Source organism: Slackia exigua ATCC 700122 (assembly GCF_000162875.1).
Taxonomy (GTDB): Bacteria; Actinomycetota; Coriobacteriia; order Coriobacteriales; family Eggerthellaceae; genus Slackia; species Slackia exigua.
The window spans coordinates 854,794-869,782 of record NZ_GG700630.1; the positions used below are offsets into that span (position 1 = coordinate 854,794).

11 protein-coding genes are annotated in these 14,989 nt (G+C 66.9%); all 11 read right to left on the reverse strand.

What is annotated here, in order from left to right; translation table 11 throughout:
* Positions 1–14: 14 nt before the first annotated feature.
* Positions 15–1,265 (reverse strand): serine hydroxymethyltransferase, encoded by a 1,251-nt coding sequence (gene glyA, locus HMPREF0762_RS03755; protein ID WP_006362116.1) that lies wholly within the window; start codon positions 1,263–1,265, stop codon positions 15–17.
* A gap of 51 nt (positions 1,266–1,316) precedes the next feature.
* Positions 1,317–1,772: a ribose 5-phosphate isomerase B gene (gene rpiB / locus HMPREF0762_RS03760; RefSeq protein ID WP_040619251.1), complete on the reverse strand. Its 456-nt coding sequence runs from the start codon at positions 1,770–1,772 to the stop codon at positions 1,317–1,319.
* A 268-nt stretch (positions 1,773–2,040) separates the two neighbouring features.
* Complete coding sequence (glpK, locus tag HMPREF0762_RS03765) at positions 2,041–3,537, reverse strand: glycerol kinase GlpK (RefSeq protein WP_006362118.1); 1,497 nt, start codon at positions 3,535–3,537, stop codon at positions 2,041–2,043.
* Positions 3,538–3,550: 13 nt separating this feature from the next.
* Complete coding sequence (locus HMPREF0762_RS03770) at positions 3,551–4,492, reverse strand: alpha/beta fold hydrolase (protein ID WP_006362119.1); 942 nt, start codon at positions 4,490–4,492, stop codon at positions 3,551–3,553.
* Positions 4,493–4,520: 28 nt separating this feature from the next.
* Positions 4,521–5,105, reverse strand: coding sequence for a prepilin peptidase (locus HMPREF0762_RS03775; protein ID WP_245935488.1), 585 nt, complete (start codon positions 5,103–5,105; stop codon positions 4,521–4,523).
* Between the two features lie 143 nt (positions 5,106–5,248).
* Entirely contained in the window at positions 5,249–5,911 is a 663-nt protein-coding gene (locus tag HMPREF0762_RS03780) for an L-threonylcarbamoyladenylate synthase (protein WP_006362121.1), read from the reverse strand.
* Positions 5,908–6,633, reverse strand: a complete 726-nt coding sequence (locus HMPREF0762_RS03785) for a DUF6580 family putative transport protein (RefSeq protein ID WP_006362122.1) — start codon at positions 6,631–6,633, stop codon at positions 5,908–5,910. Before HMPREF0762_RS03785 ends, HMPREF0762_RS03780 begins: the two co-directional genes overlap by 4 nt.
* On the reverse strand, positions 6,630–8,078 hold the full coding sequence (locus HMPREF0762_RS03790; RefSeq protein WP_006362123.1) for an ABC transporter ATP-binding protein: 1,449 nt from the start codon (positions 8,076–8,078) through the stop codon (positions 6,630–6,632). The genes HMPREF0762_RS03785 and HMPREF0762_RS03790 overlap by 4 nt, the downstream gene beginning before the upstream one ends.
* Positions 8,066–8,947 carry an energy-coupling factor transporter transmembrane component T gene (locus HMPREF0762_RS03795; protein ID WP_006362124.1) on the reverse strand — a complete coding sequence of 294 codons (882 nt, stop codon included), beginning with the start codon at positions 8,945–8,947 and terminating at the stop codon, positions 8,066–8,068. The genes HMPREF0762_RS03790 and HMPREF0762_RS03795 overlap by 13 nt, the downstream gene beginning before the upstream one ends.
* Positions 8,926–9,753 carry a DUF4430 domain-containing protein gene (locus HMPREF0762_RS03800; RefSeq protein ID WP_006362125.1) on the reverse strand — a complete coding sequence of 276 codons (828 nt, stop codon included), beginning with the start codon at positions 9,751–9,753 and terminating at the stop codon, positions 8,926–8,928. Before HMPREF0762_RS03800 ends, HMPREF0762_RS03795 begins: the two co-directional genes overlap by 22 nt.
* A 9-nt stretch (positions 9,754–9,762) precedes the next feature.
* Positions 9,763–14,985 (reverse strand): InlB B-repeat-containing protein, encoded by a 5,223-nt coding sequence (locus HMPREF0762_RS03805; RefSeq protein WP_245935489.1) that lies wholly within the window; start codon positions 14,983–14,985, stop codon positions 9,763–9,765.
* Positions 14,986–14,989: the final 4 nt, after the last annotated feature.

The window sequence follows — 14,989 nt, forward strand, 5'->3', positions numbered from 1 at the left end:
GTTCAGATTATGCCCTAAAAATCGTATTCGGGGTACAGGGGATGCGCGGCGAGGATGCGCTCGACCTCTTCCGAAACCTCGGCGAGGGCGGCCGCGTCTTCGATCGAGAAAACCGTCTTGGCGATGAGGAGCCCCACCGCACGGAAGTCGTCCGCGGTCAGGCCGCGCGTCGTGGCGGCGGCCGACCCGACACGGATGCCGCTCGTCACGAACGGGGAACGCTGCTCATGGGGAATCGTGTTCTTATTGACGGTGATGCCCACGCGATCGAGCGCGCGCTCGGCGTCGCGGCCGCTCACGTCGGCGGGCGTGAGGTCGACCAGGCACAGATGATTGTCGGTGCCGCCGGATACGAGGCGCAGGCCGCCCTCGACCAGGCCGTCCGCAAGCGCGGCGCAGTTGGCGACGACGCCATCGATATAGGTCTTGAACTCAGGCTTCAAAGCTTCCCCGAACGCGACCGCCTTGCCGGCGATGACGTGCATGAGGGGGCCGCCCTGGCTGCCGGGGAAGACCGCCTTGTCGATCTTCTTCGCGAGCTCCTCGTCGTTGGTGAGGATCAGGCCTCCGCGCGGGCCGCGCAGGGTCTTGTGCGTCGTGGTGGTGACGACGTCGGCGAAGGGCAGAGGGCTCGGATGCGCGCCGGTGGCGACGAGGCCCGCGATGTGGGCCATGTCCACCATGAAGCGCGCGCCGTGACGATGCGCGATGTCGGCCATGCGCTCGAAGTCAATCACGCGCGGATAGGCCGAGGCGCCGCCGACGATGAGCTTGGGATGGAGCTCGTCGGCCATGCGGTCGATCGCATCGTAGTCGATGGTCTCGTCTTCTCCCAGGCCGTAGCCGTGGAAGTCGTACAGCTTGCCCGAGAAGTTGACCGGGGAGCCGTGCGTGAGATGCCCACCGTTGTCGAGGCTCATGCCGAGCACCGTATCGCCGGGCTCGATGAGCGCGAAATACGCGGCGAGGTTCGCGTTGGCGCCGCTATGGGGCTGCACGTTGGCGAAATCGGCGCCGAAGAGCTCTTCGGCGCGGTCGCGTGCGAGATTCTCGACGATATCGACCTTCTCGCAGCCGCCGTAGTAGCGCTTGCCCGGATAGCCCTCGGCGTACTTGTTCGTCATGACGGACCCCATGGCCTCCATGACCGCAGGGCTCGTGAAATTCTCGGATGCGATGAGCTCAACGGAATCGCGCTGACGGGACAGTTCCGCGGAAATGGCTGCGGCTACTTCCTGATCGGCAGAAACATACGAAAATGGCATTGCTCGCCTTCCTTTCTGGTCATCCGGCGCGACTATGCCGCACCTGCGGCATCAGGCCTCTTCGACGACGGTCCCCTCGAGCTTCATGATCTTCTCGACGCGGCCGGCATGGCGTCCGCCGGCGAAATCGGTCGAGAAGAACGCGTCCAGGATGTGCTCGTTCGTCTCAAGGTCAACGAAACGTCCCGACAGCGCGATGACATTCGCATCGTTGTGTTCGCGGCAGAGCTCCGCGAACTTCACGGACACGATGTTCGCGGCTCGAACGCCGGCGACCTTGTCGGCCGCGAGCGCCATGCCGATGCCGGTGCCGCACACGAGGACGCCCCTCTCGGAGAACCCGCGCGCGACATCGAGCGCGACGGGAAGCGCGAAGTCGGGATAATCGACCCGATCGTCGGTGGCAGGACCGCGGTCGACCACGTCGAAGCCACGTTCGACCAGATAGGCCGCAAGGGCTTCCTTCTGCTCGAACCCCGCATGGTCGCTTGCGATCGAAACCTTCATCCTCGCACCCCTTCGTTCGCCCGAACGGAGCATCCGTCCGCGCATGCTGAATCGAAACTCGACCATGATACCGTCGCCCGCATGCCGGCCGCGCAACAAGGCCGCGGCGCACGACGAGATGCCCGCATGGCTCCGTGAAGGGCACACGGGCGAGGCGACGGCGCCGAAGCGCTCGTCGGCCTTGGACGATCGCCGCCGCGCGGCGCCTCCGACGCTCGAGGGGAGCTCGGCACGAACGCGCCGCAACCCGACGCGCCCCTGCGACATCCTACCGCGTCATGATGCGCCCGACGGCTTCGTGCCACCCCGCAAGCCGCGCCGCGCGTTCGCGTTCGCCCATCTTCGAGATGAAACGGTCGCCCGAAGAGCACAGCAGCGCAAGCTCGTCGGTGCTTTCCCAGAAACCGGTGGATAGGCCTGCAAGCATCGCCGCGCCCCAGGCCGTGCTTTCGGTCACGGCGGGCCGCAGGAGCGTCGCGTCCAAGATATCGGCCTGGAACTGGAGCATGAGGTTGTTGACCGATGCCCCGCCGTCGACATGGAGCTCGGCGATGGGGATGCCGGCGTCCGCCGCCATCGTCGAAGCGACGTCGGCGACCTGGAACGCGAGGGATTCCAGGCCGGCGCGGGCGATGTGCCCGCGCGAAGTTCCGCGCGTCAGGCCGAGGATCGCCCCGCGCGCATCGGAATCCCAGTACGGAGCGCCAAGGCCCGTGAAGGCGGGCACCACGTAGACGCCGTCCGAGCTTTCGACCGTCCGCGCGAGGTCTTCGCTTTCCGATGCCGTGGCGATGATGCCGAGCTCGTCGCGCATCCACTGCACGAGCGCGCCGGCGACGAACACGCTGCCCTCGAGCGCGTATTCGATGCCGCGGACGTCTGGAGCGCTGGCGGCGATCGTCGTGACCAGGCCATGAGGAGAGAATACGGCGTCCGAACCGGTATTCATGAGCAAGAAGCAGCCGGTGCCGTACGTGTTCTTCGCGCTGCCCGGCGTGAAGCAGCATTGCCCGAAGAGGGCCGCCTGCTGATCGCCCGCGACGCCGCGGATAGGGATGCCCGAGGGGATGCTGCCGAACGCGGTGCGGCCGAAGTCGCCGGCCGACGGACGGACGTCGGGCAGCATGGACGCGGGAATGCCGAACAGCTCGAGCAGCGATTCGTCCCACCGTCCCTCGTGAATGTCGTAGAGCATCGTGCGGGACGCGTTCGTTCGATCGGTCGCGTGGACCGCACCGCCGGTCAGATTCCAGATGAGCCAGGAATCGACCGTGCCGAACGCCAGATCGCCGGCCTCCGCGGCCTCCCGCGCGCCGGGCGTGCGGTCGAGGATCCATTTGATCTTGCTCGCCGAGAAATAGGCGTCGGGCACAAGCCCCGTCTTGGCCGTGATGCGCGCGCGGACGTCGGGATCGGAACAGAGCTCTTCGATGATAGGAGCCGTGCGACGGCATTGCCATACGATGGCGTTCGCGACCGGAAGGCCCGTCCGACGGTTCCAGACGATCGTCGTCTCGCGCTGGTTCGTGATGCCGATGGCTTCGATGTCCGCAGGGTTGACGCCTGCCGAAACCATGACCTCGGTCATAACGCCCAGCTGGCTCGACAGGATATCGTTCGGATCGTGCTCGACCCAGCCCGGCTGAGGATAGATCTGCGGAAACGAATGCTGGGCAACTCCCTGGATCGCGCCGGCATGATCGAAGAGGATGGCTCGGGACGAGGTTGTTCCCTGGTCGAGCGCCATGATGTACGTACGTGCCATTGCCCTGCCCTTCCTATCGCAGATGCTTCTCGAGCCAAGAGGTCACATCCGCGACGACCGTGCCCGCTTCGGCTTCGTTCAGGATCTCGTGACGCAGGCCCTCGTAGAGAACGAGATCGACATCGCGCATTCCGGCGCGTCGGTATTCTTCGACGGCTTCGCGCACGCCCCTTCCCTGCGCGCCCACAGGATCGTCCGCGCCGGAGATGAAGAGCATCGGCAGGTCGGCAGGGATGCGGGATGCCTTCGCGGCGTTCGCGGCCTCCTTCGTGAGGGACAGCACCGCTTCGTAGCCGCCGACGGAGAACATGAAGCCGCACAGGGGGTCGGCGATGTAGTCGTCGACGTTCTTCTCGTCGCGCGAAAGCCAGTCGAGGGGCGTGCGCGCATCGCGTATCGCCTTCGCATACGCCCCGACGCCCATGGAGTCCAGAAGCGGAGATCGGTGCTCCTCGCCCTTGATCGTCCTGAGGGCGTGCGCGACCAGGAGCCCCGCCGTCGAAAGGGCCGCCGGCACCTGGCCCGTTCCGCACATGATCGCCCCGGCGAGCCCGTCGGCATGGCGCGTCAGGTACGCGCGCACCATGTAGCTGCCCATGGAGTGCCCGAACATGACGTACGGAACGACCGACGAATAGCGGCCCGCGACGATGCGCCGAAGCTCATGCATGTCTTCGATGAGGGCGTCCGCCCCGGCGTCGTGGGGAATATGGCCCAGCTGGGACGTGCTCGACACGCTTCCGCCGTGTCCGATGTGGTCTTCCGCGCAGACCACATACCCTTGGGATACCAGCTGCTCGGCAAAGGGCGCATAGCGTTCGATATGCTCGGCCATGCCGTGGGCGATCTGCACGATGCCGGCGACCACGGGGCCGGACGAGTCGGGTTCCCACGTACGTGCATGGATGCGCGATACGCCGTCGCTGCTCATGTAACCGACGGTCGATGTCCTCATACGAATTCCTCCTTTTTTCGCAGAGGTGTCAGATTATACCGCCTATGAGAACCAGGGCCGACGCGCATGCGAGGTACGGAGCGAAGGGAAACGGCGGCGCGCATCCGCGCACGAAGCGGCGGACGAGCTGGACCGTGCACGCGAGCATGCATGCCGACAGAAGCATGACCAGCCCCGACGAGGGACCGAGCCAAAGGCCGAGCGCCGCAAGGAGCTTGACGTCGCCCCCGCCGAGAACCTCCGTGAGGTCGAAGACGCGCTCCAGCAGAATCGCGCAGAGAAGAGGCAGGCCTCCCAGAAGCAGGAAGCCCGTCAGCGCGAAGACGAGCAGACCGGGCGCGAACCGCGCGTCGATACCGGCCGCATCCGACCCCGAACGCAGCGCGCACGCGCCCGCATGAAGGATCCAGGCGCAGGCGATGGCGCCGACGAGAGCGTTCGGAACGACCCTTGAACGCACGTCGTGCCAAACAATGAGGACAAGGGCGCAGGCAAGCACGCTGCATCCCGCCGTCTCCAGCGCGATGCATGCCGATTCGTATGTCAGAACGGTTGCCATACGGACAGGCTCGCATGCAGGCCCTGCGCAGACCTTGGCCGCAGAAAGCGGCATCCTGGTCCGAGCCTTACGAACGCCCCGGCCGATTCCGACCGGAATCCCGCCCGCATCCGTCGAAACCTTCCCTATCCCGTCAGGATCGAAGCAGGAATCCGGCACGATTCCGTCCTGCATCCGGCCAAGGCGGCACGTAGCTCTTATGCATCGATGCCGGCGGCGCGGACGGCATCGCGCATCGCCTCTTCCGAAACGCCGCCTGCGCGCAGGATCCGGAATGCCGCACCCGTGCAATCGGCGATCGTCGACGATCGCCCGCTGCGCGCGCGTTCATCCCCGATGCATGCAGCGACGCCCGACCGAACCTCGGCACTGACTTCGGAGCGCAGATGGGGAGGCGTATGGGCTTGGATGTTCGCGCTCGAGGTCGCCATGGGGCAACCGACCGCGCGGATGACCGCGAGCGCCCATTCGTCATCGGGCATGCGCAGGGCGATCGTCCCGCCCGTTCCGACGAACGCCGGAGGCACCGCCGCAGAGGCGCGCACGATGAGGGTCAGCGCGCCCGGCCAGAACGCGTGCGCGAGCGCCGACGCGTACGACGGGACGTCGCGCCCGTATCGCATCAGATCATCCATCGACCCGACCAGCCACGGAATCGCCTTGCCCGCATCGCGTCGCTTGATGCCGTAGATGAGATCCGGGGTCCGCGCATGCGCCACCGAGACGCCGATGCCGTAGACGGTATCCGTCGGAAAGACCACGGCCTTGCCTTCCCGCGCCGCGCGCGCGGCCTGCGCAACCGCTTCCCCCATATCCATGGAAACGCTCCTGACCTCGAAGAATCCATTGCCTATCGTCATGATCGGGCACACCCGTCGCCGATACCGTACCGCCGCTTCACGCGTGCGATCTTGCGACGCCACGGCGCATAGAGAACCACCAGAAAGAACACCGTGGACGCCGCATGGACGGCATCGAATGGAACGGCGGCGGCGTATACGGCGATGAGCTCGGCGAACGTATGCGGATGGAAGAACCCGACGACGCTCCAGAGATTAAGGACGAACCCGTAGCCGAATCCCGATACGAATCCGTACGCGTACAGAGGCCACGTCCGCCCGCCTCCGTCCGCTTCGCCGCCGGCCCCGTCCCCGCACGCCTTCGCCACGAACGCCGCACCGTAACCGACCATGCCCCACGCATACATCTGCCACGGGGTCCATGCGCCTTGCCCGAAGAAGAAGTTCGAGACCAAAGCCGCAAGCGCGCCGACGAGAAACCCCGCTTGACGGCCGAAGGAGGCGCCGGCGACGATGGCGATGGCCGATACGGGCTTGAAGTCGGGAATAGGTGCGAACAGGATGCGCCCGGCAGCGGCCAGGCTTGCCAGCACGACAATGGGCATGGTGTCGCGCAGGCGAGGGCGGCGATGCTCGAAGGAGGCGAAGAACGCCGCGAGGGAGACCGTCACGACGACGAAGCTCAACAGCCCCGCTTGGTCTATGCCCGCAGCCGCGCAGACGGCAAGTCCCAGCGGGACGATCGCGACGGCGACGGCCTCGAGTGCGGAAGCGACCGTCATGAAAGGGCTCCGAACAGGCGCGAGGAATCGTTCGCCCGATAGATGAGGTTGTTCTCGAAGAAGTCGGCCACGGCCTCCGTGCAGACGACCTGCCCGTCGAAGACCATCGAGACCACATCGGCCGTCGCATAGGCGAAATCGAGGTCGTGCGTCACGAGCACGACCGTGACGCCCCTATCGGCGGCCGCCCGCAAAACATCGTGAACCTGCGCGCAGAATGCAGGATCGAGCCCCTTGGTCGGTTCGTCGAGCATCAGCAGATCGGGCTTGCAGAGCAGAAGCTTCGCCAAGGCGAGCATCTGCTGCTGCCCGCCCGAAAGGTCGTACGGATGCCGGCCTTCGCACCTCGCAAGCCCGTACCGTTCGATGGCGGCGCGCACCTCGTCTTCGCCGTACGCGCAGCGCCCCGACCATTCCATGAGCTCCTCGAACACGTCGTCGCACACGAAGAGGGCCCGAGGATCCTGAGGAAGCAGCGCCTGGGACCCGCGGAAGGCGTTGCGCACGCGGCCGCGCGCGACCTTGGGCGGCACACCGGCCGCGACGCGCACGAGCGTCGTCTTGCCCGAACCGTTGCCGCCTACGACCGCATGCACCGATCCGCGCGCGACCTCGAGATCGGCGCCTCGCAGCACCCAAGGGTCCTGCCTGTCGTAACGCGTGTAGACATCGTCGAAGGAAAGCGCCCGCGCAGCACCGAAGCGTTCCTCGAAACGGCGCTTCTGGGATGCCATCAGATCCGCTATCGCGGAGCGCGGCGCGCAAGGTTCCAGCGGCGAGAGCGAGACCGTCTGAGTGGCGATCCCTTCCACCTCCTCCGGAGCGTGCGTCGTCATGACGACCGTCACGCCGAGCTCGCGGTTCACGCGCGCGAGCAAAGACGCGAATCGCCGGCGGGCGTTCGGATCGAGCTGGGCCATAGGCTCGTCGAGCAGGATGACGCGCGGGCGCAGCGCGAGCACGGCCGCCAAGTTCACCAGCTGCTTGCTGCCGCCCGAAAGGCTCTCGGTCGACGTGTTCATCCAGGATTCGATGCCGAAGAAATGCGCGACCTCCGCGATGCGGCGGCGCATGGCGTCAGGGTCTTCCCCGAGATTCTCGAATGCGAAGGCGAGCTCGTGCCAGACGGTGTCGCAGACGATCTGGGCATCGGGATCCTGCCCCACGAACCCGATGCGCGCGGCGGATTCGCGCACGTCGATGCCTTCGACGGGCATTCCGTCGCACACGACGGCGATCCCGTCCGCCGACGCCGACCCGCCGTAGACGCCCTGAGGCATGAGCTCGGGTTTCAGCGAGCGCAGCAGCGTCGTCTTGCCCGAACCCGTCGATCCGACGACGACGCAGAACGCGCCTGCTTCGACGCGAAGCGTGGTCGGCGGCAGGGCGCAGGCGGCAAAGCCGGCATAGGAGAACGAAAGGCCGCGAACCTCTACGATCGCCATGCCAGACGCTCCCTTGCATACAGGGCCGCAGGGGCCAGGACGAACGATGCGTACGGCGCATACCCCCACCACAGGGCGGGCATGTCGAGCCGGGGATAGAAGGCGAATCGGGCGCAGGCGACGGCGACGAGCGCGGCCGATGCGGCTGCAAGCGCAAGCGCGATCGCAAGGAATGCCGCATCCCGCGCGCGCATGCGGTAGCGCCGATAGGACGTGCGGCGCGCCGTAGCGCCGAAGCCGCGGGCACGCATCGCGTCGCTGCGCACGAGGCCGTCTTCCATGGCCCATCCCATCAGCACCGACGTGACGCGCATGCGCGCCTTGCCCGCTGCGCGGATGCCCGAGGGAGCGCCGGCGCTCATGGCTTCCTGCACGGACAGGATCGAACGTCCGCGCTTCACGAGCTGGGGAGCCAGCCGCAGGACCTGCGAAACCATGAGCGACACGACGGGAAGCGCGCGTCCTGCCACCGCCAGCGAACGCTCGCTGTCCATGCAGGCCGCATAGCACGAGAACCAGAGGATCATGGCGGCGAAGACGCAGCCTGCCACCGCGCCGTACGCAAGCGCCTCGAGATAGACGGCGCGCGCGCCGATATGGAAGAGCAGCGTCGACCCGGACGAAGTGAACAGCGGATTCGCGATCGCGATGGCGCAGGCCATGGGAACGGACCAGCCGAGCGAGCGCACCGTCGGCCGCGCGCCGCGGGTCACGAACGAGCACGCGAGCGCGCCGACGAACGAAATGCCTGCGCACACGGGATGAAACGCCCCCATGCACAATGCGATCGCGCAGGCCAGGTACGCGAACGTGACCGACGGATGGAACGCGTCGAAGGGATTGCCCCCTACCCCGTCACGTACACCCATGAGACCGCATCCCCATCGGAAAGCACGTAGTTCCCCGCGCTGTACGAGGGGAACGACCCGTTGACGTAGTAGGTCCATCCGCTCGTCGCGCCGTATTCCTTCTCGGCAAGCCCCCCGATGGCGCTCACGTACAGCCCCATGGACGTCGACACCGCATTGACGTTGCCGTTCGTGGCGACGAGCGCATCATAGGCCGTGGCGCCCTTCTCGAAGGTGAGCGTCGCCGAGCCGCCCACGCTGCCGTCCGCCGCGCTTGAATCGATGCTGCACGTCACCGTGATGGTCCGGTCGCGCTTCCCTGCCGCATCCTCCGACGAGGACGACGACGGTTCGGACGGAGACGACCCCGCATCCGCGGACGACGATCCCCCCGCCTCGTCCGGCGAGGCGGCGCTCGACGAAGATCCCGCATCGGACGATGCCTTCGCCTGGGATGCGGAATCCGTGCCCGATGGGGCCGCAGAACCCGATGAGGCATCTGCGGCGGCGGCGCCGGATTCATCGGACGCCGAGGCGCCGGCATCGTCCCGATCCAAGGCGGAGGCCTCGGCCCCATCGGCCTGCGACAGGGAACCCTCGCCCAGGACGGTGGCGAAGAGCCCGTCGTCGGCCGGGATGCCGGAGTGGACGAGCGCCCACGACGACGTCGCGATCAGGGCGGCCGACGCGAGGGCGAGAAGGGCGATCAGAGGATAGGGCGCACGGTACGACGCGCGGCCCCTTTCGGACGCGCGTCGTTTCTCCGTAGGATCGAATGCGCCTCCGGCGGAGCCGAGGGGGGCTATGCGTTCGTCTTTATCGACCATGGACCTCTCCTAGCCCTCGGCCGTATCGCTGCGACGACGCGCGACCAAGAACCACCAGAACGAACCGATGAGCCCGCACATGCCCACGACAAGCCCGACGAGCGGAAGCGGAGAAGCCGACGAACCGGATGGCTCGGCGACGCTCTTGAGGACGGCTCCGCCCTCATCCATGCCCCTGGCCCCCGCGGTGCCGGACGGTGCGGAGGAAGCGTCGAGCGCCTCGCCGTCGGTCGACCCGTCGCCCTTTTTCTCGGAACCTTTCGCCTTGTTCTTGACGAGCGCGCCGGAGACAGGCGCATGGGACGGCGCGACCCTGCCGCCGCGCGCATGCGGGGCGTCGGAATCGGACGATGCCCGTGTCTCGCCCTGAGATCGCGGCGCATCCGATGTCCCGGCGCCCTCCGGATCGGGAATCCGGGGCGTAGGCGCGTCGGGGCCCGCGGTCTTCGACCATTTCGCGAAAAGACGCGTATCGGAGGCTACCGGCTGAGAGAAATCCCAGGCCGTCGTGCATGCCTTATCGGAGAACCAGCCTTCGAAGGCGTATCCTTCGCGCGTCGGATCCGCAGGCCTTTCGACCGTGCCTCCCGCTTCGACGATCGGGGATTCGATGGCGCTGCCGCCGGTCGAGTCGAACGTGACGGCGAAGCCGTCGGCAGGCACGAGCTTGAACAGATGCCCCGAGTCGTTCGTGTAGTACAGAGACCCCTGCGCATCGGCGACGACCGACGCCGTCGTGTAATTCCGCTTGTCGGCATCGGGCACGTAGAGCGCATACGCGCGATCGTCGCCGACGCGGTAGCGATACACGCCGCCGGGATTGCAGTTCACGGTGAAATAGACGTAGGTCTCGCCGCCGCGGGAAGAAACCAGAGGCGTGGCCTGGGCTGCTCCCGCACCGATGGCAACGGTGCGTTCCACCTGCATCGTTGCAAGGTCGATGACCGAAAGCGTGCCCGCGCCCGTCGCATCCATGCCGCAGACGAAGGCTTTGCCGCCCGACACCGTGGGCGTCGAGGTCGACGTCGCGGCGAATCTCACGGATCCGCTCTCTTCGAGGGAATCGCCGACGCGCACGATCCGATGGAGCGTCCCGTCGTTGCGGCTCACGGCAAGATAGGCATCCTGGCCTGCGGCATCGGCCGCGGGCACCTTCGTGATGCCGGCGCGCACGGCACCGCCCACCGAAACCGAGGACAGCTCCTTGCCGGTCGCGCCGTCGAGCAGTTTCACCGAGCCGGATTCGCCGCCGATGACGACATCGGAAGCGGAGGCCGCGGCGCCGGCCCAGTAGTAGCCTTCGGGCGTTTCATCCGCCTTATCGACCTTCTTCCAGACCACGGCTCCCGTACGGGCGTTCACGCAGACGAGCGTGCCCGCCGCGCCGTTCCATTTCGCGTCGAGCGACGTATACCCCGCCACGACGTAATCGCCGATGACCGAGACCGAAGAAAGCGCCTGCGCGTCGGGCGCGAGGCCCGTAAGCGACCAGACGCAGGTCAGATCATCGGCCGCATAGGCGGACAGGGCACCGCCGTCGGCAGGCACGATGATGCGGCCGCCCGCGTAGACCGGGCGGGAGAAATATCCGACGGAAGCCGTCATGGGAGCTTCCTTGAGCACCGTGCCGTCGGCGCCGCTCACGATGCGCAGCGTATGCTTCGTCGCGATGTACGCGTTCCCGTTGACGAGCAGCGGATCGGAGGCGCCGCTGAAGTCGGCGCCCGAACGCCAAGCATAGCTCCAGGCGAGCTTCGCCGCGCGCGACGGCGTCGATGCGTCCGTGGTCGCGCCGCCGACCTTGCCGCTCGCGAACGCCGGCCAGTCGGCATCGTAGGAAGGCAGATCGTCGCGCGGATGGATGGGAACGTCGGGGGCCTTCTCCTTGCCCGACGCATCGACGTAACGCAGCTCGAGAGACGTCGTCGAGGAGTCGATCAGGAAGTTCCCGATGGACGTCTGCGCCATCTTGCCGTTGACGAGGAACTGCCAGTAGCTCCAACCGCCGCCCTGCTCCTGTTTCGTGCCGAGCGTGCGCGTGCCGTCCGCCGAAGTGATGGAGTTGAGGAATCCGCCGGCGTAGTCGTATGTGAGGCCCGCCTCGTCGAGCACCGGCTTGAACGCATCCCATGCGGTCTTGTCGCCGTCGGTCGAAAGGGAGACCTGCGTGGGCGTCGCCCACGGCTCCATGACGAACGAACCGTCGGCGCCCGCGCGGGACGGCCCTGTGACCGTAACCGCGATATCGGCCGCATGTCCGGCGTTCGGATCGTCCTGACCCGACGTTCCCGCGACCGTGAACGTCGCGCTCACGGGCTGGCGGTACAGCATCCGGTACTTCGCGAGCGTCGTGGCATCGATGCCCGCATCCTTGTAGCGCTCGTAGTATCCGCCGAACTTCTCGCTGGTCAAGCAGCTGGTCACCGTGACCTTGGCATTGTATTCGGGCGTGTGCACGAGACGCAGCGTTTCATGCGCAATCACGCCCGGCCTGCTGGAACGGAAGAGGTTCCACTGCTCGGAGGGATGCGTCGAATCGATGTCGGTGACGATGATGCCCGAGGCCGACGTGTCGGAACGCGACCAGGACAGCCCAGTCGCGCCGCAACGAGACGCCTCCTTGAAGGCGTTCAGATCGCCCGTCACATGATCGACGGCATCCGCGCCTCCGGCCAGGTGCGCAGCGTATTCGCCTTGCACCTGCATCATGAGCGCGACCTCGGCGTCGAGCTCGGCCGGATCGGTCTCCTTGACGGTCAGGGGGATATCGAGCGAATCGGACGTGCCGTTGAGCGCGACGGCGACCGTCAGGACGTAGTGCGCATCGCCGGCCCCCGGTATGGGTCGAACGACCTTGAGACGGTAGCCGTTCACCGTAGCGGAGCCGGATGCGTCGGTCGCCTCGTCGGCGAGAGGCGCGCCATTCGCATCCACCTTCTTCACCGTCGTGGAAACGGAATAACCCGAGCCCGTGGCCTTCAGGTCGCGCTTGCGCGGCAGCTGGATATCGGCCGTGACCGCGGTCGGATCGACGATCTCGCCGCTCTGCGAATACGTCAGCTTGACGCGGCCGAGCGCCGCGCGGACCTTGTCGAGGTCCGTCGGATCGGATGCGGTGGCCTTCGCGGTCACATGGAAGGTTCGATCGACGGTCGGCGCCGACTCCGATGCATCGGCGAGCTTGAACGCCAGATGCGCGGTGATGTCCGCGCTGCGGTCCTCGTCGGCCAGGCGCGTGACCGCGCCGTCGGATGCGACGACGCTCTCATCGGTGGATTCCCATGTCACGGATGCCCATGAGGGAAGAGACAGGCGCAAGGAGAGGTCGCCGCGGGCATCGATGGAAGACGCCTCGTCATCGGCTTCGCCGCCTTCATACCTGACCAGGTTCGACGCGACGAGCTTCTTGGCGGCCAGGGCTTCGAGATCGGCCGCGACCTTATCCATATCCCAACGGATCTTCGGGCTGCACGTCCAGGTCTCGATCGTTGCGCCCGAGGAGACCTCGAACGTGACGCGCGGCGATCCGAATCCCACAGGCGTGCGGGACGGATCCTCGTAGTAATAGGAGATGGTCCCGTTCGAGTCGCCGGCATCCGCCGAGACGGATGCGCCTCCCTTGGCGGAACCGCAGGTCGCAACGCGCACCGTCGCATCAGGGAAGCCGAGTTCGGCGAGCTTCGACGCGACCATGGCGTTCATGTTCGCGTCGGCGCCGAAGACGGGCGCGGGAACGTATCCCGCATCGCGCAGCGCCGCGACGGCGGCCTTCGCGGAATCGGCCGCGACGACCGGCCCCGCCGAGGCGGACTTCTCGTTATAGCCGCCCGCCGTGGCCGTGACTTTGAGGGTCGCGCCCTCCCAGTCGGATCGGACGACGAGCGTCTTTCCCGTCTGCCCTGCGATCTCCTCGAATTCGGACGCGTCTGCGCGTTTCACGTACCACCGGTAGCTCATGGCCGTTTCGTCAGGCAGCACGCCTCCCGAGAGACGGGCCTGGGCCGTCAGCGTGTCGCCCGTGGCGACGACGCTCTTGCCGTTCGGCTTCTCGATATCGAGCCGCGCGAGACGCAGCGAGCCTTTGGGCGTGATGGGGCCCATGGTGAACGAGACCTCGTTCGCGCCCGCCGACGCGACGACGCGCAGGAACTTGCCGTTCGCCGAGCCGTCGTCCGGGATGGCGACGGATGGCGACGTCCCAAGCGATGCGCCCGTCGTCGCCGTCGGCGAATCGACGAGCGTCCACGCATAGGTCGCTTTGGAGGCGTCGACCGCGGTCCCGTTCGACGCCGTCGCGGCGCTCGAGCCCCCCGTGAAGGCGACCGCACCGATCGTGTCGCCCGGATTGATGATCGCGTCGACGTCGCCGCTTATCTTGGTCGCGCCGCGATGCATCTCGACGCGGCTCAGGAACGCCGCGCCCTGGGGCGCCAGCGGACCGACGCCCGATGAATCCTGGGTTTCCCATGCCGATTCGTCCGAAGCATGCACGCGCACGTACATGCCCGAAAGATCGATGCCGCCCGCCGTCCCCGCCTCGGGTATCGCGAACGTAGCGCCCGTGGCGCCGGGAATGTCCTTGTACCCCCACGTGTCGTGCGAGGAGTACTGCCATTGGAAGGTGACGCCTTCGGTCAGGAGCTTCTTCGAGGAATCGTACGCATACGCCTTGAGCGTGGCGCCGAATTCGGCCTTGGGAGCGACGCCCTCGCCGGCTGCGTCGTATACCGCGACGCTCGAAATATCGACATCCGTCGAGGCGCCGGGTTCGTCGTCGTCGCCTCCCCAATCGTCATCGTCGTCGCCCCAGCCCGCAGGCTTGGCGGCAGCCGAAGGCTCGGAAGCGTCCGGAACGTCCGCGGAAGGCGCCGCTTCGGGATCTGGGTCGGAAACGGGGTTCGCAGACGGTTCGTCGACGGCCGAAGCGTCCGCCTCGCCCTCAGGTTCCACCGCAGCCGCATGGCTCTCGGCATCCGATGCGCTTCCCGCAGGCTCGGGCGCCGCAGCGGATGACGGCCCTTCGGCGGAACCTTCGATGGCGGCGGACGGCCCGTCCTGATCGGCAGCGGCTTTTTCGACCTCGTCCGCCCAAGACGGCATCGGGCAGAGGGAGACGGCGAGAACCACGGACGCAAGCACCGCGATCACGCGATCGGGAATGCTCGCAAGCGTCACCTCGGGAGTGCCGTCTGCCGCCGAGAGGCGAACGCGACGAGAGAAGGCTCCGGACATGGGA

Excerpts from the sequence above, each read along its gene's own strand:
- HMPREF0762_RS03770 (WP_006362119.1), bottom strand. The coding sequence starts at position 4,492 with ATGAGGACATCGACCGTCGGTTACATGAGCAGCGACGGCGTATCGCGC.
- HMPREF0762_RS03785 (WP_006362122.1), bottom strand. The coding sequence starts at position 6,633 with ATGACGGTCGCTTCCGCACTCGAGGCCGTCGCCGTCGCGATCGTCCCG.
- HMPREF0762_RS03795 (WP_006362124.1), bottom strand. The coding sequence starts at position 8,947 with ATGGGTGTACGTGACGGGGTAGGGGGCAATCCCTTCGACGCGTTCCAT.
- HMPREF0762_RS03775 (WP_245935488.1), bottom strand. The coding sequence starts at position 5,105 with ATGCCGCTTTCTGCGGCCAAGGTCTGCGCAGGGCCTGCATGCGAGCCT.
- glpK (WP_006362118.1), bottom strand. The coding sequence starts at position 3,537 with ATGGCACGTACGTACATCATGGCGCTCGACCAGGGAACAACCTCGTCC.
- rpiB (WP_040619251.1), bottom strand. The coding sequence starts at position 1,772 with ATGAAGGTTTCGATCGCAAGCGACCATGCGGGGTTCGAGCAGAAGGAA.
- HMPREF0762_RS03780 (WP_006362121.1), bottom strand. The coding sequence starts at position 5,911 with ATGACGATAGGCAATGGATTCTTCGAGGTCAGGAGCGTTTCCATGGAT.
- HMPREF0762_RS03800 (WP_006362125.1), bottom strand. The coding sequence starts at position 9,753 with ATGGTCGATAAAGACGAACGCATAGCCCCCCTCGGCTCCGCCGGAGGC.
- glyA (WP_006362116.1), bottom strand. The coding sequence starts at position 1,265 with ATGCCATTTTCGTATGTTTCTGCCGATCAGGAAGTAGCCGCAGCCATT.
- HMPREF0762_RS03805 (WP_245935489.1), bottom strand. The coding sequence starts at position 14,985 with ATGTCCGGAGCCTTCTCTCGTCGCGTTCGCCTCTCGGCGGCAGACGGC.
- HMPREF0762_RS03790 (WP_006362123.1), bottom strand. The coding sequence starts at position 8,078 with ATGGCGATCGTAGAGGTTCGCGGCCTTTCGTTCTCCTATGCCGGCTTT.